The following is a 22,809-nucleotide window of genomic DNA, read 5'->3' as shown; positions in this document are numbered from 1 at the left end:
TGCGGCACCATCCCGGCCGCTCGGCGCTGGCCTTGGCCGCGCCACGATGCGTTGCCGCCGTAACCATTTGGCGATCATCGGAAGCCTCGGTGTAACGGCGATCCCCCCAATTGCCTCTGCTCAATCGAGCGGCCGCCCTGTTGGCGGCCGAGCATCGATCATCAAGAGGTCAACTCCCATGAAGATTCTTATCGCTTCGACGCCTGCGACGGGTCATCTCAATCCGATGCTGGCGATCACGCAGGTCCTCGTCGCCGAAGGCCACGAGGTTGCCTTCATGACGGGCACCGCCTTTCGTGCCCGCGTCGAGGCCAGCGGCGTCAAGTTCTTTCCCCTTCCGGAAGGGGCGGATTTCGATCCGAACGACGTCTTCGCCCTGGTCCCCGAGCTCAAGTCCATCCCGCCGGGACTCGAGTGGTTCCGCGTGGCGCTGGAGCGCATCTTCGTCGATGCCATTCCGGCGCAACACCAGGGACTGCTGCAAGCGCTACAGCAGTTTCCGGCCGACATCATCGTCGGCGACGACATGCTGTTCGGCGTGCTGCCGATGCTGCTCGGACCGCGCTCGCAGCGGCCGCCGATCGCGCTCTGCGGAACCTCGTTCCTGCATTGGGCGCGCGAGGACGGCGCGCCGAATTTCCTCGGCCTGCCGCCGGCGACGACCCCCGAGCAGCGCGATCAATACGCCGTCAAGGCGCGAGAATATGACGCGGCGGTCGATCAGCCGGTGTCGCTGCGTCTGAACCGGGCCCTGAAGACCCTCGGCGTCGGGCCGATATCGATGCCGCTGTTCCATTTGGTGGTCGCCCTCGCCGATGCCTATCTGCAATTGTCCGTGCCGAGCTTCGAATTCCCCCGCGAGATCCCGTCGTCCGTGCATTTCGTCGGCACGCCTCCGATCATTGCCAATCAGGTGCCGCCGCCGCCATGGGTCGAGGATCTCGACGGTTCGCGCAAGGTCGTTCTGGTGACGCAGGGAACGGTGGCCAACCACAATTTCAACCTGCTGGTCGCCCCGACGCTGGCAGCGCTTGCCGACGAGCCCGACATCCTGGTGGTCGCGACCGCGGGCGGCCGTCCGGTCAACGCCATCCCCGGCAAAGTGCCGTCGAACGCGCGTCTCGCCCGCTATCTGCCGTTCGAATGGTTGCTGCCGAACGTCGACGTGCTCGTCACCAATGGCGGCTATGGCAGCGTCAACCAGGCCGTGAGCTTCGGCATTCCGCTGGTCACTGCGGGACTGACCGAAGACAAGGCCGACGTCAACGCGCGGGTCGCATGGTCCGGCGTCGGCATCAACCTCGAGACCAACGAGCCGACACCGGAAGCCATACGCAATGCGGTGCGGGCGGTGCTCGACCAGCCGCGCTATCAGCTGCGTGCGACGCAGATCGCCGACGAGTTCGCCGAGATCGATACCCGGGCGGAAATTGTCCGGATCATCGGCGAACTCGTGACCGACGAGACCGAAGTGTCACGCCTGCGCGCGGTCGCGGCGAGCCAGGGACGGCGTGCCGGCCGGCGCGCCTGATCGCTGCCGCTTGACGGAATGATGGAGCGCGGTGCGACCGCGCTCCATCGCCTTGTGAAACTTCGCCACACGCCTTCGGATCATCGTCCATGCGGATCGAACCAGATTCCTTTGCGTTCACGGTGCTGCTCGGCGCTCTCGCGGCCGTGCCGTATTCCGGCATCGATATCAACCTGCCGGCACTGGCGGCCACCGGCGCCACGCTCGGCACGAGCGCCTCGGACGTCGGGCTGACGATGAGCGCCTTCATGCTGAGCCTTGCCACCGCGCCGCTGATCTACGGACCGGTCTCCGACCGCACCGGCCGCAAGCCGGTTCTGGCGTTTGGCCTTGCGCTGTTCATCGCCGCCAGCATCAGTTGCGCGCTTGCCACCTCGCTGCCGCTTCTGCTGGTGTGCCGCTTCTTCCAGGGGATCGGCGCTGCCGCGACGGCTACAACGTTTGCCATCATTCGCGATCTGTTCGACGGTGACGCCGCGCGAGGCAAGATCGCCAACGTCATGGTCGCAGTCAACGTCGCGACCGTGATCGCGCCGACGGCGGGCGCCGCCCTGCTGGCGGCGGCCGGCTGGCGATCGATCTATGCGACTCAGAGCGCGGTCGGCCTGATGCTGCTGGTGGTGGTGATGTTTCGCTTCGCCGAGACCGCGGCGATCGCACCTTCCGCGCGCCTCGTTCCGTCCGCCGCGACCGACAGCTATCGCCGGGTGCTGACGCATCCAGTTTCGTTGCCTTTCATCCTGGTCGGCGCCGCGGGCGGCGCGACGGTGTTTGCCTACGTCACCGGCGCCTCGCTGTTCTTCGTCGGCGCCGTCGGGCTCTCGCCCGCGCAATACGGACTGATCTTCAGCGCCTGCTCGGCCTCCGTGATGGCCGGCGCCTTCCTCGACGGCCAGGCTGGCCGGCGCGGGATATCCTCCAGCCACATGCTCGCGACCGGGCTGACACTGTCGTCGGCGGCCAGCGTCGTCCTGCTCGCGATGACATTGGCCGGCTGGATGCCGACGGCGCTCGTCGTCGTACTGCTGATGGCGGTGGCGCTCGGCTTCGGACTGAGCGTGCCGAACGTGATGAGCGCGACGATGCAGCACCTCCCCGACATCGCCGGCGCCGTCAGCGCGGCTGCCGGAAGCATTCAACTGATCGCGGGCGCCGTATCGAGCGGACTGGTGGCGACGCGTTTCGACGGACGGACCGCGCTGTCGATGACGGCGGTCATGGCTGTGTCGTCGCTGCTCGCGCTGGGCCTTTATCTTCTGGTGGCGCGTCCCGCCGACCGTCGTTTGCAGTCGCGGACGATCGATGCCGGCGCGGCGATCCGGAGCCCGACGCGCTCCTGAGGCGTTCGATTGGCGGCGCATCCCCGGTGCCGGCAGGTCCTGTTCTGCGCTCTGCAACCCTTTGAACATGCTGCGGCGTTGCGCCCCTATGGGACGCATCCGCCGCCGTGCCTGGCACGTGCGCTTGACGCATCGCGTCCGCGCAGGTCTAATGAGTATATAGAACAATTGTTCGCATTCCGAACAATACAGAATTGCGCAAGGCGGGCTCACAACACCGCATCCGCGTCACCGGAGGAAACATCACCGATGCAAGCCATCCTCAACGGCGACAGCACGCTCATCGTCGCGATGATCGTCGCCTACATCGCCTTCACCTCCTGGCTCACGCTCAAGCTGCGCAGCCGGACCAGCGACCAGTTCATGACCGCCGCCCGCGCCATGCCGGCCGTGGTGGTCGGCGTGCTGATGATGTCCGAGTTCGTCGGCGCCAAGTCGACCGTCGGCACGGCGCAGGAAGCGTTCCAGTCGGGCATGGCGGCGGGGTGGGCCGTGCTCGGCGCCTCGATCGGCTTCCTGCTGTTCGGCCTGTTGATGGTGAAGAAGCTCTACAATTCCGGCGAATACACCATCTCCGCCGCGATCGCGCAGAAATACGGCAAGTCGACCATGCTCACCGTGTCCGTGATCATGATCTACGCGCTGCTGCTGGTGAATGTCGGCAATTACGTCAGCGGCGCGGCCGCGATCGCCACCGCGCTGCATGTCAGCCTGCCGGTCGCGATGTGCATCATCGCGGTGGTCTCGACCTTCTACTACGTGTTCGGCGGATTGAAGGGCGTCGCCTGGGTGACCATCCTGCACAGCGCCTTCAAGGTGATCGGCATTATCATCATCTTCGCGGTCGCGATGTCGCTGACCGGCGGCATCGCGCCGATCCAGGCCAAGCTGCCGGCCTATTACTTCACCTGGGACGGCAAGATCGGTTTTACCACCATCTTCGCCTGGACCTTCGGCACGGTCGGCGCGATCTTCTCGACGCAGTTCATCGTGCAGGCGATCTCCTCGACCCCGAGCGCGGACGACGCCCGCAAGGCGACGTTCTATGCGGCGGCGTTCTGCCTGCCGCTGGGTTTCCTGCTCGCGCTGATCGGAGTTGCCGCGAAATATCTCTACCCCGACATGAACAGCCTCTACGCGCTGCCGGTGTTTTTGGAGAAGATGCCGCCGCTCGCCTCGGCCTTCGTGACGACCTCGCTGGTCGCCTCGATCTTCGTCAGCGTCTGCACCGTCGCGCTCGCGATCGCCTCGCTGGTGGTGCGCGACTTCTACGTACCCTACTGGAAGCCGACGCCGGAGCGCGAATTGAAGATGACGCGCGTGTTCTCGGTGGTGATCGGCATCGTGCCGCTGGTGTTCGTGTTCTTCATTCCGGAGATCCTGAAACTGTCGTTCTTCACGCGCGCGCTGCGGCTGTCGATCACCATCGTGGCGATGATGGGCTTCTACCTGCCGCTGTTCGCCAGCAACCGCGGCGCCACCGCCGGCCTGATCGGTGCCGCGGTCTCGACCACGGCCTGGTACATGCTCGGCAACCCCTTCGGCATCGACAACATGTACATCGCCGCCGCAACGCCGCTGGTCGTGATGGCGATCGAGCGCGTGGCGCTGGGCCGCGCCCCTGCCGCTACCCAGGCGCCGCAGCCCAATGCATTCGTGGAAAGGACTTCGACATGACCGTCGATACCGGGATCGTCACCGCCGACATCGAGATCGCCGCCGACGGCATCGTTCGCCAGGCCGCCGGCGATCCCGAGCGGTTCGACGCCTTCATCCCCTCGCCTTGCGTGCAGAACCACGCCGCCAATCTGATGCCGCTCGCGAACGGCGATCTGGCCTGCGTCTGGTTCGGCGGCACGCAGGAGGGCATGTCGGACATCTCGGTGTATTTTTCGCGCCTGCCCCGCGGCGCGACACGATGGTCGCCGGCCGAAAAGCTGTCCGACGACAAGGGACGTTCGGAGCAGAACCCTCTGCTGTTTCCCGCCCCCGACGGCACACTGTGGCTGATGTGGACGGCGCAGCTTGCCGGCAACCAGGACACCGCCCTGATCCGCCGCCGCATCTCCCGCGACAATGGCAAGAGCTGGGGCCCGATCGAGACGCTGTTTCCCGAGCATCGCGGCCGCGGCACCTTCATCCGCCAGCCGATCGTGGTGCTCGACAATGGCGACTGGCTGCTGCCGGTGTTCTATTGCCACAGCACGCCGGGCCGGAAATGGAACGGCGACGAGGACACCAGCGCGGTGAAAATCTCCTCCGATGCCGGCAAGACGTGGCGCGATGTCGACGTGCCCGGCAGCCGCGGCTGCGTGCATATGAGCATCGCGCGGCTCGACGACGGCTCGCTGCTGGCAATGTTCCGCAGCCGCTGGGCGGACAGCATCTACCAGAGCAGGTCTTCCGATCACGGCCGCACCTGGTCGGCGCCTGTTGCGACCGTGCTTCCCAACAACAATTCCTCGATCCAGCTCACGCGGCTCGGCAACGGGCATCTCGCGCTCGTCTTCAACGATTCCAGCGCCAGGGACGCGACCGGGCGCCGCCTCTCGCTCTATGACGAGATCGAGGACGACCTGCCGCCGGTGCTTGCCGGGGACGGCAGCACGGCAGACGGCCGCACCGCGTTCTGGGGCGCGCCGCGGGCGCCGATGACGCTGGCCGTCTCGGCCGACGGCGGACGAAGCTGGACCAGGCGCAATGTCGAGACCGGCGACGGCTATTGCATGACCAACAATTCGCGCGACCAGACCAACCGCGAGCTGTCCTACCCGTCCGTCAAACAGACCGCCGACGGCGCGCTCCATATGGCCTTCACCTTCCACCGCCGCGCCATCAAATATGTCCGCGTGACCGAGCCATGGGTGACGCGCGCCGCACGGGGCTGAGCTCATGTACAAGCGGCCTCACGCGCTGGTGACGGGCGCAAGTTCGGGGATTGGTGCCGCGATCGTCGAGCAGCTGCTGCGCGACGGCTGGCGCGTCACCGGGATCAGCCGCCGCCTTGCGACCTTTGACCATCCAGCGTTCGATCATTTGTCGCTCGACCTGAACGATGTCGACAGCATTGCCGACGCCGTTGCAGGCATCGCGTCGACCGCGCTCGTTCATGCCGCGGGGCTGCTCAAGGTCGGTCCGCTCGGATCGCTCGACCATGACGACGGCGCGGCGATGTGGCGGCTGCATGTCGACGTCGCCGAGCGCCTCGCCAACGCACTGGCGCCGCGCCTGCCGAACGGAGGACGTATCGTCTTCATCGGCAGCCGCACCGCATCGGGCGCCGCGGGCCGCGGGCAATATGCCGCGACCAAGGCGGCGCTGGTGGCGCTGGCGCGGTCCTGGGCGCTCGAGCTCGCACCTCGCGGCATCACGGTCAACGTCGTCGCCCCCGCCGCAACCGAGACGCCGATGCTGAAGGATCCCGCGCGCGCCAATGTCACGCCAAGACTGCCGCCGATCGGCCGCTTCGTCCGCCCGGAGGAAGTCGCCAGCGCCGTGGCCTTCCTGCTCTCGACGGAAGCGGCCGCCATCACGGGACAGCAACTCGTCATCTGCGGCGGCAGCTCGCTCTAACGCGCGATCAGGCTCGAACGCTCACAGCCGACCGATAGCGGCCGGCAACGATACGGCGGAAGAGCCACAGGACGACGGGACACGCCAGGAGCGCGGCGGCGCCGAAGTCGAGTGCGGCGCTCGCGGAGCCGAACGAGGTGGAGAGCTTGCCTCCGATCGCCGGTCCGGCCAGCATGCCAGCGTAGAAGACCGTGTAGAATATTCCCATTCCGATCGGCCGCATTGTCTGGTCGAGCACGCGCGCCGGCAGGCTCATGATCGCGCCAGCAGGCAGGCCGCAAAGGATTCCAAGAGCAACGACGATGGGAAGCACCGTGCCGCTCCGCGACAGAAGAAGCGTCAGGACGGCGAAGGCGATGCAGCCTATCACGAGGATCGCCTCGCCGCGCCCGGTCCGATCCGCGAGGAAGCCGCCGAACGGAACCGAGAGGGCGGCGAGCCAGAGCACGATACTGATGGTCGATCCGGCTGCGGCGCTGGACCAGCCCTGTTCGACAAGCATCGACGGGCCGAAACTGAAGATCATAGCAAAGCCGATATTGTAGAGGCACCAGATCAAGCCGGCGGCAATCACGGCGCAGATCGTCTGGGCGGTCAGGCTGCCGGGCTCGCCTTCTGCCGCGACGGTCGCATCAGGCGCGCGATAAACCAAGGCGATGAGGCCGAGCCCGATCAGGATCAAGCCTGCGACGGCAAGATTGACGGCATGGAGCCCGAGCGCCGCGCCAATGGCGGGCAGAAGCATCAGAGAGAGCGCGATGCCAGCCGGCCAGGAGTTGATGAAAATGGCCATCGCGGTGGCGATTTCCCGACCGGCAAACCAGTCCGCGACCATCTTGGTCATCAGAACGTTCAGGAGAACACCGCCGATGCCGGCAATCAGCCGGCCCGCGATCTGCACACTCCATGACGTCGACGTGGTCATCAGCAGTTCACCGGCCAGCATCATCAGGAGTCCGGCGAGGACCGTCACCTTGTCGCCATAGCGGCGGCCGATCGCGCCGCCAGGCAGGGCAAGCGCGGTGCCCGGCGCAAAATAGAGCCCGATCAGAACGCCGATATCGGCGAGACTCGCACCCAGACCCTGGCTGAGCTGCGGCGCGACGGCGGCGACGCTCTGAAACTGAAAGGCGATGGTGGCACGAGCAACGAACAGAGCAGCAAGAATGGTCCAGCGGCTTCGCATTTGGAGGCTCTCGAATGGTATGAACTATGCTGTCGGCTTGATATTCTGGTTCAGGCGGAAGAAATTGGTCGGATCATACTTCATTTTGAGCGCGGCCAAACGCGGATAATTCTCACCATAGGCGTCGCGAATACGGTCCTCGCCCTCATCGCCGAGATTATTCGCATAGACGCCGCCGGTCGAATAGGGCCTGACGGCGCTCCACAGCTCGCGTGCCCAGCGCATGTTCGCATCGTCGTCGGCCGGATCATCCCAGACCGCGACCGGGAAGCAGTCGAACGCCGCATCACGGTTTGCATAAGGCGAGTCGGACGCTGGAACGCGCGCGATTGCGCCGCCGACGTGCTGGAAGACCAATAGCGACGACGTGTTCGGCGCTCTCGCATAGGCGTCGAGCAGCGCGTCGATTGCACCCGCACCGATCTCGCGCAGGAACTGCGCCTTCCAGTAATAGCGACGTCCCCGTGGAAACAGGGCATCGCCGCCCGACTGAATCTCGAGATAGGGGACGGTCGCGAGGCGCGTCTCGACGGGGGAGCCGAACTCGATGATCCGTGAAAGCGCTTGCTCGCCGTCCTGATGCGAGCCGACATAGCAACCGGTGATGCTGAAGAAACGCTCGCCCGACGGCAGCGTCACGAGGGCGGCATCGACGTTGACCTCGTCGGCAGCGCTTCGGGCGAATTCATCGTAGAACCGCATGGCCTCGCGCGCCTGATCGAAAGGATGAAGCGTCGACGCGACAGGCAATGACGTGCCGATCGCATGCAACCGGTATTCGAACGCAGTCACGATGCCAAAGTTGCCGCCGCCGCCTCGGAGACCCCAGAACAGGTCGGGGTGTTCGGTCGCGCTGGCCCTCAAGATATTTCCCTCGGCTGTCACCACTTCGGCGGCAATCAGATTGTCGCAGGTCAGCCCGTATTTGCGCCCGAGCTTACCGAAGCCGCCGCCGAGCGTGAGCCCGGCGATGCCGGTATCGCTGTTGACCCCCATGGTGGTCGCCAGACCGTGCGCCTGCGTGGCACGATCGAACTCGCCGAGATCGAGGCCTGCCTCTGCGCGCGCGGTGCGACGGACCGGATCGACGTCGATGCGTTTCATCCGCGACAGGTCGATGACCATGCCGTCGTCGCAGACCGAGAGACCAGCGACATTGTGGCCTCCGCTGCGAACGGCCACCGCGAAACGGCGGGATCTCGCGAACGTCACGGCCTCGACCACATCCTGCGCATCCGCGCAGTAGGCGATCACGGCCGGCTTCTTGTCGATCGCGCCATTCCAGACCTTGCGCGCCTCGTCGTAGCCGGCGTCCCCCTTGAGAACCACCCTGCCCTTGAGCCGTAGCTGTGGGGCGGAGTGTGATTTTCCCATCAAATTGTCGTCTGGCCGCCGCTGCTCCATCCGATTTGCTCCTCGCCACCAATGCCCCATGGCATCGTCTCACGGAGCACCGGGTCGTTTCCTGAATCGAATCGGAAAAAGTTGCAAATTTCGCCAAAAATGGTGTCTCTAGGCCATGGCGACAATCTACGAGTTTGGTCCCTTTCGTCTCGAGACAGACGCCGGCACGCTGTTTCGGGAAGCCGAGCCGGTTGCGCTCGGCGGGCGAGCGGTCGCACTGCTTCGGCTGCTGCTGGAGCAGGCTGGAAAACCGATTGCCAAGGACGCGCTGATGGAGGCGGCCTGGCCGGGGCTCGCCATCGAGGAAAGCAATCTGACCGTACAGATCGCGGCGCTGCGCCGGACGTTTGCAGACGTCGAAGGCGGCAGTGGCTGGATCGAGACCCTGCCGCGCCGCGGTTACCGCTACGTCGGCCCGCCGGCCACAACGCTCTTCGATGGCAGCCGGCGAACGTGGCCCCCCTCCGCAATCTCCGACAAACCATCGATCGCCGTGCTGCCGTTTTCGAACCTGAGCGGCGATCCGGCCCAGGACTACTTTTCCGACGGCGTCACCGAAGACGTCATCACGGAATTGTCGCGTTTCCGGTCGCTCTTCGTCGTGGCCCGCCATTCCAGCTTCGTCTACCGCGCCAGGTCGTCCGACATCAGAGAGGTCGGCCGCCAACTCGGCGTACGTTATGTGGTGGAAGGGAGCGCGCGCCGGATCGGGAAACGGGTGCGGGTGACGGTCCAGCTACTGGATGCCGTGAGCGGCTTCACCCTTTGGACCGAGCGCTACGACCGCGAGATCGAAGACATATTCGCCATCCAGGACGAAATCGTCGGCAGGATCGTCTCGGCGCTGCCCGGCCGCGTCGAGGACGCAGGCCGCGATATCGCAAGAGGCAAACAGACCTCGAACATCACGGCCTACGATCTCGTCCTGCTGGGTAACGAGCGGTGGCGTCAGTTGACCGTGACAAGCATGGATGAGGCGAGAGGTTGCTTCGAAAAGGCCGTGGCTCTCGATCCAGCCTATGCGCGCGCTCACGCCAATATCGCCTGGACGATCGTCTGCGCCGCGTTTCTGGAATCACCCGCCGCGCCTTCGCTGGATGATGCGCACCGCGAGATCGAGATCGCGCTCGATCTTGATGAGAACGATGCCTGGTCGCACGGCGTGTTCGCCCAGCTTCTTTTCCTGCAGAAACGTGACCAGGAGGCCGAAACCCACTTCAAGCGGGCTCTGGCGCTCAACCCGAACGATGCCGACGTCGCAGCCGCGTTTGCCAACATCCTGGTCTATTGGGGGCATTGGCGGGAAGCGCTCACATGGATCAGATCGGCCAAACAGCTCAACCCGTTTCCACCCAACATCTATCATTGGTACCACGCGTTGGCGCTCTATTCGGCGCGCGACTACGAACAGGCGATCAAGGTGCTCAGGGAAGCGCGATCGAGTGATCGCTGGTCCCACGCACTCCTTGCGGCATGCTACGCGCAAACCGATCGACAGAGCGAGGCGGACCTCGAGGTGCGCGCGTTCATTCGAGAACGAGGCCTGGAATTGAGCGAGCGCGGTGAGGCGCTGCCGGTCAACACGCTCGAACTCGCCCGGATGCGCGCCGCCAGGTACAGAGATCCCATTGACCGCGACCATTTTCTCGAGGGCCTACGCAAGGCCGGCCTGAGCGGCGGGCCCGCCGATTTGGCATAGCGGCCGAAGCGGCGAAAAACGGCCGGGCCACCGATCACACCGCTTCTGCAATCGGGAATATGGCTTCGCACCGAACTGGTCCTTCGGTCCCGGGGCCTCTTTGTCGCCGGCCTTGCCATTCTCCGGCGTCGCTGAAGATCACGTGGAGCTGCAGATTGGCGCCGCTCCATTGTCGTTCTCACAATTTCAGCGCAAATGGATCACGCTCTTCGTTTGAAAAATCGATCATGACATTCTTGGTCTGCAAGAACTCCTCCAGCGCCGCGACACCGCGCTCCTTGCCGAAGCCGGACTCCTTGAACCCACCGAACGGCGCCATCGCACTGGAGGCACGGTAGGTGTTCACCCAGACTGTCCCCGCATGGACCGCCCGCGAAACACGCAATGCGCGCGACAGGTTCGTCGTCCAGACTCCGGACGCCAGCCCGTATTTGCTGTCGTTGGCGATGGCGATCGCTTGTTCCTCGGTCTCGAACGGAATGATCGACAGCACCGGTCCGAACACCTCTTCCTGGGCGATGGCCATCTTGTTGTCCACGCAGGTGAAGATGGTCGGCTCGATAAACAGGCCTCTCCCAAGGCTGTCGCTTTTTGCCGGCTTTCCGCCGCAGGCGAGAAGCGCCCCCTCCGCTTGTGCGTCGGAAATGCATTTCAGGATACGACCAAACTGAGGCTCGTTCGCCACGGTGCCCATATCGGTCGTCTTCTCCAGCGGATTGCCCAAACGAATCTTCCGGGCGCGATCAATCAGACGTTTTGCGATCTCATCGTGAATCGAACGCTGAACGAGCAGCCGCGAGCCCGCAATACATGTCTGCCCGGTCGCGCCAAAGATGCCGGCGAGAGCCCCGACGATCGCCCTGTCGAGGTCAGCGTCGTCGAAGATGATGTTGGGGGACTTACCACCCAACTCCAATGTCACCGGGACAAGAGAGCGGCCTGCCTCGGCCGCGATCTGACGGCCAACGTTCGGGCTCCCAGTGAAACTGACGCGATCGATCCGTCCGCTCGTAAGCAGTGCCTGCCCGGTCCTATAGTCGCCGGTCACGACGTTGACGACGCCCGCCGGAAAGCCGGCCTCGCGGACCAGCTCGGCGAATTCCAGCGTCGTCACGGATGCATGCTCGGACGGCTTGATGACGACGCAATTGCCCGCGGCGAGCGCTGGGGCGAGCTTGTTGGCAAGCAGCCCCATCGGCGAATTCCAGGCCGTGATGAGAACGGCAACGCCGATCGGCTCCCGGCGCGTGAAGTCGAAGACGTCGCGCTGATCCAGCGGGATCGTATCGCCAAAAATCTTGTCGGCGCAGCCCGCAAAAAACCGGTACGCGCGCGCCGCAAAATGCATCTGCCCGTGCGTCTCGCGGATGATCTTGCCGTTGTCGGTGCTCTCCATGATGGCTATGCGCTCGGCTTGCGCATCGAGCAGGTCGGCCAGCCTGTTCAGCAAATTCGCCCGGGCGAGCCCGGTCGTCTTGCTCCAGACGGATTCATAGGCTCTTCGAGCGGCCGCGATCGCATCAGCGACTTGCCCGGGAGTCGCCTGCGGCACCAACGCCCATTCCTCGCGAGTATAGGGATTGATGGCGGAAGGAGATTCGCTGCGCGGCCTCCGTGGCGATGCGATGGTGATCTGGCCGGTATCTTCGCTACGCGTGGCGAACAAGGCTCAAGCCGAGCTTTACGCGGCGATTGCGCGTGACGGCGGTACGCACAAGGTCGTCGAGCGGATGCAGACGCGCGCGGAGCTCTACGCGACAATCGGTCTGCACGCCTACGAAGCCCTCGATTCATCGATCGTGCAGACGATCGTTCCGGCCGGTATGCCTCAACACAGATGATCGCCGCCGGGCTTCGGCCCGCTGCAGATGCAGATAATGAAATTTTCCTTGATCTCTCGGTGCACACGCCGCGCTCTAACCCATTGAAAACCTCGAACTTTCGCTCCAATCCATCATGGGGAAGTTTGAGCTAGTTGTGGCCAAGAAGATCAAGGGTGACAAAATATGGCCGCTTCACGCCAAACAACACCATTCCCGACCGCCCGCTCCATCTTAGAAAGCTCGCGCGCATTCAGGATGAGGCCTACGCCTGATGCTCCCGCGGCCGCTCCTCCTCGCCATGCCGCCGTAGGAGGTCGAGCAGGCGCTTGCGCATGATCATTCCGGGACGGTCGGATGGCATGTGCATCTCGATCTTGCGGCCCATATCGACGATGGCGTCCGGATCCGTCGATTCCAGCATGTCGCGATCTTCGGCAATGATCGCGGCGTCCCAATCAATCAGCTCCTGCGTCGAGCAATCCGCCTCACTGTCATTGCGGAACAGCAGCTGGATGACCTGGATCTGGTCGTCAGAGATCGGCGTCGCACAATTGAAGATGATGTGCCGAATGCCGGACGGATATTCCATGTCGAGACGCCGGCAGAACGGCATGAACCATTTGTTGCGCTGATGCCGCCTGGTCATCGGCTCTTTCGTCCCGGTGATCCGGTGAGCATTGGGCGGATTTCGCACCGTGATGATGGTCTCGGCGTCGAAACCGGCTTCGGTCTCGACGATCTCGTACTTCTCCGGCTTTGGCTGATTGATGTCGCCAAAGGTGCCTTTGTGGACGAAGGCGAAGTGGGCATTGTCGAAGGAGTTTTCCATCAGCCGTAGCGCCGCCGTGTCCCATTTGTCGTAGAACTGGTTGATGCGGCGATAGCCGGGCATGCCGTCCTCGGGAATTTCGGGGATGTCGGCCAAAGGCTCGTCGAGCGCAATCCAGACATAGCCGTAGCGAGCCTTGGCGCGGAAGGAGCGCGCCTTGGCCTCGGGTACTGGCTGCTCGAACGGGAATTGCGGGATCATCACCAGCTTGCCGTCGCGATCGTATTCCCAGCCATGATAGCCGCAGACGATGTTGCCGTTGTTGCACCAGCCCTTCGACAGCTTCGCGGTGCGATGGCAGCACCGATCTTCGAGCGCGGCGGGCTCGCCGTTGGCGTCGAGGAAAAGGACGATCGGCTCGCCGAGCAACGTGAAAGGTTTCGGCCCATCCTTGAGATGGTCGACAGGCATCAACGCATACCAGAACCGGCGCAACACGGGCTGTTTGGTGCTCAACATGATCTTCCTCTCGTGTCCTAGGCGGCGAGGCGTGTAACGGCCCGCGCGGCATCGGCCTTGAGTTTTTGCAGATCGAGCCCCGGAATGGCTCCGTCCTCGACGACGATCCGGCCGCCGATCAGGAGATAGCGAAGCTTTGCCGAACCGCCGCAGGTCACCGGCGCGATCAAAGGATCGTGCATGCCGAAATGCCGGGGTTCGTCGAGATTGAAGATGGCGATGTCCGCCTGTTGCCCGGGCGCGAGCGTGCCGACATGGGGCATGCCGAGCACACGGGCGCCGCCGGCGGTTGCCCAATGCACGACGTCCTCGGCGGTCACGGCGCCTGCGCCTTTGACCGCGCGGTGCGTATGCCAGGCGCTATGCATCTCGCAGAGCATGTCAGCCGCCTCGTTGGAAGCGGCGCCGTCGACGCCGAGCGAGACGGCTCCGCCGAGGCGCGCCATCACATCGGCGGGCGCCACGCCCGAGCCGAGGCGGCAGTTGGACTGAGGACAATGGGCCATGCCGGTGCCGGTGCTCGCGAGAATCCGCACCTCTTCCTCGTCGAGATGCACCAGATGCGCGAACCAGACGTCCTGGCCGAGCCAATCGTGATCCGCCAGCCAATGCACCGGACGTTTGCCATGGACGGACAGGCAGAACTCGACATAGTCGGCGGTCTCCGACAGATGGCTGTGCAGCCGGACTCCCATGCGCCGTGCCGCTGCAATCACCTCGCGCAGCTCGCCCGGATCGAGGGACCATGTCGGCGTGGTCGGCGCCAGCGCAACCCGCGACAGGCTATTCGGCGAGGCATCGTGGAAGCGTTGCGCGCACGCCTCAACCGACTGGAGCATGCGATCGAGGCTTTCGACCGGCATCGCTGCGAACCTGTCGGTATCGACGTGGCGCGCCGTGGTGCCCCCGCCGCGGCAAAACACCAGACGAAGACCGAGGGTTCGCGCGACGTCGAAGATGACTTGTGCCGGATCGAACCGGAAGGTGTCGCTGAAGAGATAGTGATGGTCTGCGACCGTCGTCGTCCCCGAGAGCAGCAATTCCGAAAGCCCGATGCGAGCCGCGACCGCGAGCGCCTCCTCGTCGAATTTCGACCAGAACCGATAAGGCACCGCGCGCAGCCAGCCGGCCAGCGGCAGGTCGATCCCGGAGCCCACCCCTTTCAGCACGCTCTGGAACAGGTGATGATGCGTCGAGACCAGACCCGGATAGATCACGCCGCCCCGCGCATCGAGCCGGATCTCGCCCGGTTCCGGCGCGAGGGCGCCGATTGCCGCGATCACACCGTCACGTATCCGGATCTGGCCCGTGGTGCGCATCGCGGCGCCCGGCAGGCCGGTGAATATGCCTGCGGCATTGTCGATCAGAAGCGCCGTCATGTCTCGGCCCGGGTCTCGCTGTCATGCCAGTTCGACAGAGCCAGTTGGGACACCGCGACCATGGCGGCGAACAGCAACACTCCGGTCAACGTGATCAGGAACAGCGCCGCAAACATGCGGGGAATATCGAGGGAGAACCCCGCATCCAGGATTTCGTAAGCGAGCCCCGATGAACGACCGCCCGTGCCCGCCACGAACTCAGCGACAACGGCGCCGATCAGCGCGAGGCCGCTCGATATCCGCAGACCGCCGAAGAAATAAGGCAAAGCGCCGGGAATGCGCAGCTTGACCAGCGTCTTGAATCGGCTGGCGCGATTCATCCGAAAGAAGCTCGCAAGTCCGGGGTCGACGCTGCGCAGGCCAAGCGTCGTGTTCGAGATGATCGGAAACAGCGCCACCAGCGTGGCGCAGATGGTCAGCGACAACTGCGTGTTCTTCACCAGGATGATGATGAGCGGCGCGATCGCGACCACCGGCGTCACCTGAAGAAGCACAGCGTAAGGAAACAGGCTGATCTCGATCGCCCGGCTCTGCACGAACACGAAGGCGATCAGCGTGCCGAGAATCACGGCCGCCACGAACGCCTGCAACGTCACGCGCAAGGTCACGAGCAGCGCGCGGAACAGCGAGGGGCCGTGCTGCACGAAGCTTGTGAAGATGTCGCTCGGCTTCGGAAACAGATAGACGGGCACGGAGGCGAGCCGAAACCCGATCTCCCAGACGGCGAACAGAACGACCCCGACCGCAAGCGGGGCTGCGATCCGCACGAAAACTTCGGACTCGAACAGCGGCTTCACTCTTCTCCTCCCCCGACGGATTGCAGAGACGCCTCGGCCAGCCACGTCGACAATTCACGACAATAGGCCGCAAATTTCGGGCTATCGCGGAATGCCTGATCACGTGGCTGCGGATGATCGATGGTCATGATACGGAAGATGCGGCCGGGGTTCGCAGCCATCACGACGATGCGCGTCGAGAGGAACACGGCCTCGTAGATCGAATGAGTGACGAACGCCGTCGTCAGCTTGCGCTCCCAGGACAGGTTGACGAGATCATCGTCGAGCCTGTTGCGCGTGAACTCGTCGAGCGCGCCGAACGGCTCGTCCATCAACAGGAGATTGGGGCTCGTGACCAGAGCACGCGCGATGGAGACGCGCATCTTCATTCCACCGGACAATTGCCTTGGGAAATGCCGGTTGAATGCCGACAGACCGACGCGCGCAATGGCATCGGCGACTTTCGGATCCGCCGTGGCCCGCGGCATGTTCGCGAACTCGAGCGGCAGGCGGACATTGGCCTCGACCCGGGACCAGGGCATCAATGTCGGCTCCTGGAACACGAATGCGAGACGCCTGCCCTCCTGTCCCACCTGGCCGAAATCGCCGCGCCACCACAACAGGCGGCCATCCGAAGGCTCGATGAGATTGGCGATCAGCTTGAGAAGCGTGCTCTTGCCGCAACCGGATGGACCGATCAGGGTCAGGAATTCGCCCTCGGCGATGGCAAGATCGATCGGCGCCAGGCCGCGCGCACCGTTGGCAAAGACCTTCTCGGCGGACAGGACCTCGACGGCCGGCGGCCGGTCAACAGCTGTCGTCATCTGCCTTGCCCCCTCGTCGAACGGCTCAACGGGCAACAGCACCGTCATGTCAGCATCCCTTATTTCAGCCCGACCTTCAGGTTCTTGACGAACCGGTCGTCGAACGATTTCCGCCAGTCCACCTTGGAGTCGAGCAGGTCGCCCGCGACCAGGAAATCATAGGTTTGCCTGTATCGGTCGGCCGTGATGATGCCGACGCCCAGCGTTGCAGCATCGCCGCGGTCGATGGCCTTCATGTCTTTCAATCGGTCGAGGGCAAAGGCGAGCTGGCCATCAGTCATCTTGGGATTGGCGGCCTTGATCAGCTCATTTCCGGGCGCAGGATTTTTCATGTAGTCGTACCAGCCCTCCAGCGAGGCTTTGACGAAGCGCTCCACCACACCGGGCTTGTCGGCAATCATCTTCTCGGTGGTGACGATCGTGGACCCATAGGGCGGATAGCCTCCGTCCGCGAGCAGGAAGAACTTGACTTTCTCCTGCTGCTGCTCGGCCTGATACGGCTCGGAAGACGGATAGGCCTGCTGCGCGACGGTCTTGTCGGCGAAGAAAGGCTGCAGGTTAAAGGTATAGGGGCGGATCTGGTCGTCGGTGTAGCCGTATTTGGTCCGCAGCCAGGGCCAGAATGTCGTCCGCGACGATCCGGCAATCAGAATCGGCCGACCCTTAAGTGCGGCGAGGTCCGCCACATCGTCATGGACCATGATGCCCTGCAAGTCGAACTGGAACGAGGAAGCGACCGTCACGAGCGGCAGGTTCTGCTCGCGGCCCTTGAGAACCTGGATGTCGTAGCCCATCATGAAATCGGTATCGCCCGCGAGCAGAAGCTGCGAGCCGTTCACCTGGGGGCCGCCCATCTTGATCGTGACATCGAGCCCGGCTTTTTCGTAGAGCCCCGTCGCCTTGGCCTGGTAGAAGCCGCCATGTTCAGCTTGTGCGAACCAGTTCGTCAGGAACGTGACCTTGTCGGCGGCCTGCGCCGGAGCGAGGGATGCGACCAGTGCCGCACCCGCCAACAGACCGGCTGCGATCATTCGGGACAGATTCTTCATGGCCATGCTGGGTGCCCTTCTGCAGCTCGCCGCCATCGGCCGGCGAGCAATGCGCTGCGAGACTTTCCGAGCGTGAGGATGCATGGGCAGGCTGTCACCTCAAAGCATTTAGATTCGAGCAATCCGTTGCCTTTCTGGCAACGCCGCTTTGCTGTGCAAGCGGGTTGGTCTCATTCCGATGGAGCAGACCTCATGGGCGCCTTTGGCTTGCAGGCCGGCGCCCGTTAAGCCGAACCGACCATGGACTTGGCGGAAGGAAGCGAAGGTTCCAGGCGCTCTATTGCCTTCGCAGCGATGCTGGTTTCGTGGGCAATCTGCCACGAAAAACGAGGCACAAGGTCGCCACGAAAAAGAGGCGCTCCGGGTACCGGTGACCAACCGGTACCCGGCCTTGAGCCCGTCAGAACTTCATGGTCACGCCGGCATAAACCGTCTCTTCCGTGCAGCTGTTGTTGCTGGTGCCCTTGAACAGACAGCTTGCACTTCGATTGTGATCGAGGCCGAATTTGTTCTGCCAATAGCGGTAGGCAACCCAGAGATCGACGAAGTGGGCGTATCGCGGTCCCCAGAGTGCCTTGCTGGCATCGAACGTCAGTCGAATGGGTTCGGAGTTCAATGTCACCACGGTGGGCGTGCTGACGACCGGATTCTTCTCGTAGCCTTTCGACCCTTGCCAGGCGGCGCGGCGCGGCTAGAACCGCCCCATGTCCCGCCGCAGCTTGGCAAGGAAGCGGGCGCGTTTGCCCGCGGCGGCGACATTCATGTGATAGAGCGCGTAATAGCGCACGCGCGCCTTGCCGCCGGTGAACCACGGCAAATATCGCTTGATGATCTTGCGCGGCGGATCGGCCATGCCGATCGCCTGCCATCGCGGCCGGCCATAGGTTGCAATGCCCGTGATGCGCTCGATGTGTTGCAGCATCGGCTTCGCATGGCCGGGATCGGACAGGTCGAGCGCGATGCCCGGACCGAACATACGGTCGAACCAGCCCTTGAGCATCGCCGGCGGCCCGAACGACCAGGTCGGAAACTGCACGACCAGAGCATTCGCCGCCATCAGGCGCGCGACATAAGCCTCGCTATTGCGCCGGTTCCGCACGGGATCATGATAGTCGCGGCGGCGCTCCGCACTCAGGACGGGATCAAATCCCTCGGCATAGAGATCGAGCAGATCGACCGTATGCCCGGCCTCGGCGAGCCCGGCCAACGCCTCGCTCCGAATGGCCGCGTGAAAGCTGTCGGCAAGCGGGTGGCAATACACGTAGAGGACGCGCATCGCTCATCCCCTCGTGCTGACGAAGCTCCGCATCTTGCCGGGATTGAGCAGGCCATGCGGATCGACCTCATGCTTGAAGCCGAGCTGATCCGCATCGGCACGCTTGTAGCGGCTGCCGTCCTCGATCGTGAAGACGTGCGGATTGGCGATGAAGACGCCGCGCTCCTCGTGCAGACGTATGATCTCGTTCAGGCGATCCGCATCCGTGTAGCGGATGACCGGCAGGCTGCTGCAGGTGACGCGGCCGCCGAAGCGGATGAATTCGAGGTGCAGCATGACCTCGTCCGGAAATAGCTCGCGCATCTCGGCGACCTTTTCCAGGACGCGATCGTGCGGATAGAGGCATTGCAGATAGGTCACCGACCGGTCGCTCTTCAGAACCTGGAGCGTGGTGTGATTCCAGCAATATTCGTACAGCGGGACCCGGCTCGGGCTCTCGTCGGTCGGTGTCTCCAGCGTGATCGTGCCGCGGCCACCGAGAAGCGACCTGAAACTCTCGAGAGACGGCTCGGCGATCATCGCCATCAACACGCTCTTTCCCTCGGGGCAATGCAGCTTCATCGCCCCGAAATAGGAAGGCAAAGGCCAGGTGACCGGCGAGAGAACCTTTTTCACGATCCCGTCGGCCAGCGCTACCTCGTATCCGAATGCCGCGGCCTCCATGAAATCGTCGAAGGCGACGATGACGTCGATCCAGTTCCAGGCAGGCGCCAGCGGCATTTCCAGTGCCGTGATGATGCCGGTGGTACCATAGGCGCGATTGACCTTTTGCGCCGCATCTCCGCGCAGTTCGAGCACGCGCGGCTTCTCTTCGAGGGTCACGATCCGCGCTGCCAGAATGTTGCCCGGCTCCCGCAGGCCGCCATAGGTTACGGAACCGATGCCACCCGACCCGCCCGCGACGAAACCGCCGATCGTCGCCATGCGCTTGGTCGAGGGATGCAGCCGCAGCTCCCACCCCTCAGCCTGCGCGGCGGCATCGATCGCGCTCATCTTTGCGCCCGCGCCGACCCGAACGACGCCGGATTTGATCCACTCGATACTTTCGAGCTGTGAGATGTCGAGAAGCACGCCGCCCTCGAGCGGCACGGCCTGTCCGTAATTGCCGGTGCCGCCTCCGCGCACGGTCAGCGGCACACGATGGCGCGCGCAAACGGACGCAATCCGAATGACGTCGTCCTCGTTACGCGGCAGCACGATCAAGTCGGCAGACTTGCCGTCGAGCTGTGCATTGAGGATGGGGCTATACCAGAAGAAGTCGCGCGAGCGACGGCGCACGACCTTCTGCTCGGTCACCACCGGAATGTCGCCGAGATCGGCGATCAGCCGGTCCAGCGCATCAGATGCGAGATCAGTCACCATTGGCCCCCCTTCGATGCACGAGCTCCGCCGCGATCGCTTCGGAGCCGATGACGAAGCCGAAGCACTGGTTGACGTTGTAGATGGTCGCGGCCATGCAATAGTCGGGTGACGTCGTGGCCGTGCAATCCTCCAGGAGCAGGCAATCGTAGCCGCGGAAATTCGCGTCCTGGAGCGTGCAGAGCACGCACTGATCGGCGTTGACCCCCGCAAACATCAAGGTGTTCACGCCGAGATTGCGAAGAATGCTGTCGAGCTCGGTATCCTGGAAGCCGGACATCCGGTACTTGGCGACGTGAATGTCCGTCGGCTCCGTCGGCAGCTCATCGACGATCGCCGCCGACCAGCTGCCTCGCTCCAGCACTTTCGCGCCCGAGCCCGGCAGCGCGTCGCCGAGGCCGATGCCGGCGCCGGTCGGATTGTACACATGCAGCAGCGACGGGCTGAGATTGAGCCGGTCGGGCCGGTTGCCCCAATTGAGCCAGATGATCGGCACCTCGCAGCCGCGCAGCAGCGGCAGCAATCGCCGTAACGGCGCGATCGGTCGCCGCGCCGGCGCGACGTCCACGCCGATATGCGCAAGCCACCCCCTGGGATGGCAGAAGTCGTTCTGCATATCGACGATGACGAGCGCGGTGCGGGCGAGGTCGAACGTGACAAGCTTGCCGTGAGCCTGGACCGTCGCCGGTCGCGGCAGGACCGACTGGCGCACGAGACTGGCGCGCCCCTCCGCGACCATCCAGCAGTTCGCACGGCTCGAGCCCAGCGGCAGCAGGCCTTCGTTCACGGCGGGATCGGATGATATGACGCCCATCGATCAGAGCCCTTGCAGGACGCGCATGTCCTCAGCATCGAGCGCGACCGGCTCACCGCTGCGGATCAGCTCGGAAAAGCCTTCGTTCGGCGTCATCACGGTGAGCGTGTAGAGCTTGCCCGGCCCCGTGTTCTCGATGACGTGCTCGGAGCCCGGGTGCAGCAAAAGCGAATCGCCCTTCTTGATCGGCAGGGTCTTGCCGTCGCAGCGCGCGACACCGACGCCGTGCAGCACATGAAAGAATTCATGCGCCGCGGCGTGCTCGTTGGGTGGCGTCGCCCCACCGGGCTGGAAGATTTCGATGACGAAGATGTTGCCGATCCGATCCGTCACCTGGTCGAACAGGACGACGAAATAGTTGGTGTCCTTCGGCGAGATGCGAAAGACTTTCGCATGCGTGAGATCGGCGACGCTGAACGACATGGATCATTTTCCTCGGACCGTGCACTCTCGTCATGACGGATGTCGCATGACAACGCATCGCCTCAAAGCGCTTTAATTCGACAGACCTGTTGCCTTTTCGGCAACGAACCACCATCCTGCGGAAATTGATCGGGCCAGGACCATGCTTCACAGCCGGCTGTTGAATTACATTGACGAGGTTGCCCGCACCGGCTCGATCCGCAAGGCGGCAGACCGTCTCAATGTCGCAGCGTCAGCAATCAGCCGCCAGATTCTCGCACTCGAAACGCAGTTGGGAACGCCGATCTTCCAGCGTCTTCCGAAGAAGCTGATCCTGACGGCCGCAGGGGAGGTCCTGATCGGACATGTCCGCCAGACGCTCAAGGAGCTGACCCGCACCCAGGTCAAGATCGAGGAATTGAAGGGCCTGCGACGCGGCGAAATCACATTGGCGATGATGAGCGGCCTCGCCTCCAACCTCGTCCCGAACAAGGTCAAGGAGTTTCGAGCGGCCAATCCGCGCGTCAAGCTCAACCTGACGCTCTTCAATACGGGAGCGGAAATTCAGGTTGCCGTTGCCAGCGGCGAGGCCGATCTCGGGATCGGGTTTGATTTCGGCAAGGACAGCAATCTGAAGGTCCTCGCGCGCGCCGTGGGCCGGCTCGGCGCGGTGATGACCCCAAACCATCCATTGGCAAAGCGAAGCAACGTCCGTCTCAGCGATTGCATCGACTACCCGCTCGTCATCGCCGACAGCACGAGTGCGATCCGGCCCTATCTGGAGGCGGCTTTCGCCCGCGTCGCGATCGACCTGCAGCCGGCGATCGAAACCAATTCGATCGAGATCATGCGGCACGCGGTCATCCTGAACGATGGCATCACCTTCCTGACCCCCTTCGACGTGGAATCCGAGCGGCGTGCCGGGCGGCTCACCTACGTTCCCGTTCGCGAGCTTGCGCAGGACGCGCAGGCGTTGATGCTGATCGGCCATGTCCGGGGCACCAGCGCGATCGCGAGCGTGCTTGCGGAGCTGCTGAAGGCGATGATCCGCGAGGTCACCAGCTGAGCCGGCGAAGACGACAGCGA

General features: G+C 63.9%; 19 protein-coding genes and 2 pseudogenes. 8 read left to right on the top strand and 13 right to left on the bottom strand.

Translation table 11 applies throughout. The features are described 5' to 3' along the window. Nucleotides 1-178: 178 nt before the first annotated feature. The 5 genes from JQ635_RS25945 to JQ635_RS25925 all read left to right on the top strand — a co-directional run bounded on the left by JQ635_RS25945 (nt 179) and on the right by JQ635_RS25925 (nt 6,444). Nucleotides 179-1,531, top strand: coding sequence for a glycosyltransferase (locus tag JQ635_RS25945; RefSeq protein ID WP_211412610.1), 1,353 nt, complete (start codon nt 179-181; stop codon nt 1,529-1,531). 89 nt (nt 1,532-1,620) lie between these two features. Beyond that, nucleotides 1,621-2,871, top strand: a complete 1,251-nt coding sequence (locus JQ635_RS25940; RefSeq protein WP_211412609.1) for a Bcr/CflA family efflux MFS transporter — start codon at nt 1,621-1,623, stop codon at nt 2,869-2,871. A 249-nt stretch (nt 2,872-3,120) separates the two neighbouring features. Beyond that, nucleotides 3,121-4,548, top strand: a complete 1,428-nt coding sequence (locus JQ635_RS25935) for a sodium:solute symporter family protein (protein WP_211412608.1) — start codon at nt 3,121-3,123, stop codon at nt 4,546-4,548. After that, nucleotides 4,545-5,759, top strand: coding sequence for a sialidase family protein (locus JQ635_RS25930; RefSeq protein WP_211412607.1), 1,215 nt, complete (start codon nt 4,545-4,547; stop codon nt 5,757-5,759). The genes JQ635_RS25935 and JQ635_RS25930 overlap by 4 nt, the downstream gene beginning before the upstream one ends. A 4-nt stretch (nt 5,760-5,763) precedes the next feature. Beyond that, nucleotides 5,764-6,444, top strand: a complete 681-nt coding sequence (locus JQ635_RS25925; RefSeq protein WP_211412606.1) for an SDR family NAD(P)-dependent oxidoreductase — start codon at nt 5,764-5,766, stop codon at nt 6,442-6,444. Between the two features lie 7 nt (nt 6,445-6,451). Here JQ635_RS25925 and JQ635_RS25920 read toward each other — a convergent pair whose 3' ends face one another. Then, nucleotides 6,452-7,630, bottom strand: a complete 1,179-nt coding sequence (locus JQ635_RS25920) for an MFS transporter (protein WP_211412605.1) — start codon at nt 7,628-7,630, stop codon at nt 6,452-6,454. Between the two features lie 24 nt (nt 7,631-7,654). Further along, a complete protein-coding gene (locus JQ635_RS25915; protein WP_349631885.1) occupies nt 7,655-8,959 on the bottom strand; it encodes an FAD-binding oxidoreductase in 1,305 nt (434 codons plus the stop codon). Nucleotides 8,960-9,149: 190 nt separating this feature from the next. On the opposite strand from JQ635_RS25915, the gene JQ635_RS25910 reads away from it, so the two are divergent. Further along, nucleotides 9,150-10,733: a winged helix-turn-helix domain-containing tetratricopeptide repeat protein gene (locus JQ635_RS25910; RefSeq protein WP_211412603.1), complete on the top strand. Its 1,584-nt coding sequence runs from the start codon at nt 9,150-9,152 to the stop codon at nt 10,731-10,733. A 178-nt stretch (nt 10,734-10,911) separates the two neighbouring features. Here JQ635_RS25910 and JQ635_RS25905 read toward each other — a convergent pair whose 3' ends face one another. Then, nucleotides 10,912-12,285 carry an aldehyde dehydrogenase gene (locus JQ635_RS25905; RefSeq protein ID WP_349631884.1) on the bottom strand — a complete coding sequence of 458 codons (1,374 nt, stop codon included), beginning with the start codon at nt 12,283-12,285 and terminating at the stop codon, nt 10,912-10,914. A 64-nt stretch (nt 12,286-12,349) separates the two neighbouring features. Here JQ635_RS25905 and JQ635_RS25900 point away from each other — a divergent pair. After that, a pseudogene (locus tag JQ635_RS25900) lies at nt 12,350-12,574 on the top strand (methylisocitrate lyase); the annotation flags it as partial. Between the two features lie 244 nt (nt 12,575-12,818). Here JQ635_RS25900 and JQ635_RS25895 read toward each other — a convergent pair. The 10 genes and pseudogenes from JQ635_RS25895 to JQ635_RS25850 form a co-directional block, all read right to left on the bottom strand. Then, on the bottom strand, nt 12,819-13,844 hold the full coding sequence (locus tag JQ635_RS25895) for an aromatic ring-hydroxylating oxygenase subunit alpha (RefSeq protein ID WP_211412602.1): 1,026 nt from the start codon (nt 13,842-13,844) through the stop codon (nt 12,819-12,821). 17 nt (nt 13,845-13,861) lie between these two features. After that, the gene (locus JQ635_RS25890; RefSeq protein ID WP_211412601.1) at nt 13,862-15,223 is read right to left on the bottom strand and encodes an amidohydrolase family protein; all 1,362 of its coding nucleotides are present in this window, start codon (nt 15,221-15,223) and stop codon (nt 13,862-13,864) included. Then, nucleotides 15,220-16,020: an ABC transporter permease gene (locus JQ635_RS25885; protein WP_211412600.1), complete on the bottom strand. Its 801-nt coding sequence runs from the start codon at nt 16,018-16,020 to the stop codon at nt 15,220-15,222. Before JQ635_RS25885 ends, JQ635_RS25890 begins: the two co-directional genes overlap by 4 nt. Then, complete coding sequence (locus JQ635_RS25880; RefSeq protein ID WP_211412599.1) at nt 16,017-16,871, bottom strand: ABC transporter ATP-binding protein; 855 nt, start codon at nt 16,869-16,871, stop codon at nt 16,017-16,019. The genes JQ635_RS25885 and JQ635_RS25880 overlap by 4 nt, the downstream gene beginning before the upstream one ends. Before the next feature lie 11 nt (nt 16,872-16,882). Further along, nucleotides 16,883-17,878, bottom strand: a complete 996-nt coding sequence (locus tag JQ635_RS25875) for an ABC transporter substrate-binding protein (RefSeq protein WP_211412598.1) — start codon at nt 17,876-17,878, stop codon at nt 16,883-16,885. Nucleotides 17,879-18,272: 394 nt separating this feature from the next. Continuing rightward, nucleotides 18,273-18,557: pseudogene (locus tag JQ635_RS25870) on the bottom strand (hypothetical protein); the annotation flags it as partial. A 6-nt stretch (nt 18,558-18,563) separates the two neighbouring features. Next, nucleotides 18,564-19,148, bottom strand: a complete 585-nt coding sequence (locus tag JQ635_RS25865) for an NAD(P)H-dependent oxidoreductase (RefSeq protein ID WP_211412597.1) — start codon at nt 19,146-19,148, stop codon at nt 18,564-18,566. A gap of 3 nt (nt 19,149-19,151) precedes the next feature. Continuing rightward, nucleotides 19,152-20,510: an FAD-binding oxidoreductase gene (locus JQ635_RS25860; protein WP_211412596.1), complete on the bottom strand. Its 1,359-nt coding sequence runs from the start codon at nt 20,508-20,510 to the stop codon at nt 19,152-19,154. Beyond that, nucleotides 20,500-21,321 carry a cysteine hydrolase family protein gene (locus tag JQ635_RS25855; RefSeq protein ID WP_211412595.1) on the bottom strand — a complete coding sequence of 274 codons (822 nt, stop codon included), beginning with the start codon at nt 21,319-21,321 and terminating at the stop codon, nt 20,500-20,502. Before JQ635_RS25855 ends, JQ635_RS25860 begins: the two co-directional genes overlap by 11 nt. Before the next feature lie 3 nt (nt 21,322-21,324). Next, nucleotides 21,325-21,744 carry a cupin domain-containing protein gene (locus JQ635_RS25850; RefSeq protein ID WP_211412594.1) on the bottom strand — a complete coding sequence of 140 codons (420 nt, stop codon included), beginning with the start codon at nt 21,742-21,744 and terminating at the stop codon, nt 21,325-21,327. A 142-nt stretch (nt 21,745-21,886) separates the two neighbouring features. Here JQ635_RS25850 and JQ635_RS25845 point away from each other — a divergent pair, with 142 nt between their 5' ends. After that, complete coding sequence (locus JQ635_RS25845; RefSeq protein ID WP_211412593.1) at nt 21,887-22,789, top strand: LysR family transcriptional regulator; 903 nt, start codon at nt 21,887-21,889, stop codon at nt 22,787-22,789. Nucleotides 22,790-22,809 lie beyond the last annotated feature (20 nt).

Source organism: Bradyrhizobium iriomotense (assembly GCF_018130765.1).
Taxonomy (GTDB): Bacteria; Pseudomonadota; Alphaproteobacteria; order Rhizobiales; family Xanthobacteraceae; genus Bradyrhizobium; species Bradyrhizobium iriomotense_A.
The sequence above is the reverse complement of the archived record's forward strand: the minus strand, read 5'-3'. Positions and strand labels throughout refer to the sequence as shown.

What these genes read in the sequence shown, in the direction of transcription:
- JQ635_RS25945 (WP_211412610.1), top strand. Translation starts at nt 179, where the DNA reads ATGAAGATTCTTATCGCTTCGACGCCTGCGACGGGTCATCTCAATCCG.
- JQ635_RS25940 (WP_211412609.1), top strand. Translation starts at nt 1,621, where the DNA reads ATGCGGATCGAACCAGATTCCTTTGCGTTCACGGTGCTGCTCGGCGCT.
- JQ635_RS25935 (WP_211412608.1), top strand. Translation starts at nt 3,121, where the DNA reads ATGCAAGCCATCCTCAACGGCGACAGCACGCTCATCGTCGCGATGATC.
- JQ635_RS25930 (WP_211412607.1), top strand. Translation starts at nt 4,545, where the DNA reads ATGACCGTCGATACCGGGATCGTCACCGCCGACATCGAGATCGCCGCC.
- JQ635_RS25925 (WP_211412606.1), top strand. Translation starts at nt 5,764, where the DNA reads ATGTACAAGCGGCCTCACGCGCTGGTGACGGGCGCAAGTTCGGGGATT.
- JQ635_RS25920 (WP_211412605.1), bottom strand. Translation starts at nt 7,630, where the DNA reads ATGCGAAGCCGCTGGACCATTCTTGCTGCTCTGTTCGTTGCTCGTGCC.
- JQ635_RS25910 (WP_211412603.1), top strand. Translation starts at nt 9,150, where the DNA reads ATGGCGACAATCTACGAGTTTGGTCCCTTTCGTCTCGAGACAGACGCC.
- JQ635_RS25895 (WP_211412602.1), bottom strand. Translation starts at nt 13,844, where the DNA reads ATGTTGAGCACCAAACAGCCCGTGTTGCGCCGGTTCTGGTATGCGTTG.
- JQ635_RS25890 (WP_211412601.1), bottom strand. Translation starts at nt 15,223, where the DNA reads ATGACGGCGCTTCTGATCGACAATGCCGCAGGCATATTCACCGGCCTG.
- JQ635_RS25880 (WP_211412599.1), bottom strand. Translation starts at nt 16,871, where the DNA reads ATGACGGTGCTGTTGCCCGTTGAGCCGTTCGACGAGGGGGCAAGGCAG.
- JQ635_RS25875 (WP_211412598.1), bottom strand. Translation starts at nt 17,878, where the DNA reads ATGGCCATGAAGAATCTGTCCCGAATGATCGCAGCCGGTCTGTTGGCG.
- JQ635_RS25865 (WP_211412597.1), bottom strand. Translation starts at nt 19,148, where the DNA reads ATGCGCGTCCTCTACGTGTATTGCCACCCGCTTGCCGACAGCTTTCAC.
- JQ635_RS25860 (WP_211412596.1), bottom strand. Translation starts at nt 20,510, where the DNA reads ATGGTGACTGATCTCGCATCTGATGCGCTGGACCGGCTGATCGCCGAT.
- JQ635_RS25855 (WP_211412595.1), bottom strand. Translation starts at nt 21,321, where the DNA reads ATGGGCGTCATATCATCCGATCCCGCCGTGAACGAAGGCCTGCTGCCG.
- JQ635_RS25850 (WP_211412594.1), bottom strand. Translation starts at nt 21,744, where the DNA reads ATGTCGTTCAGCGTCGCCGATCTCACGCATGCGAAAGTCTTTCGCATC.
- JQ635_RS25845 (WP_211412593.1), top strand. Translation starts at nt 21,887, where the DNA reads ATGCTTCACAGCCGGCTGTTGAATTACATTGACGAGGTTGCCCGCACC.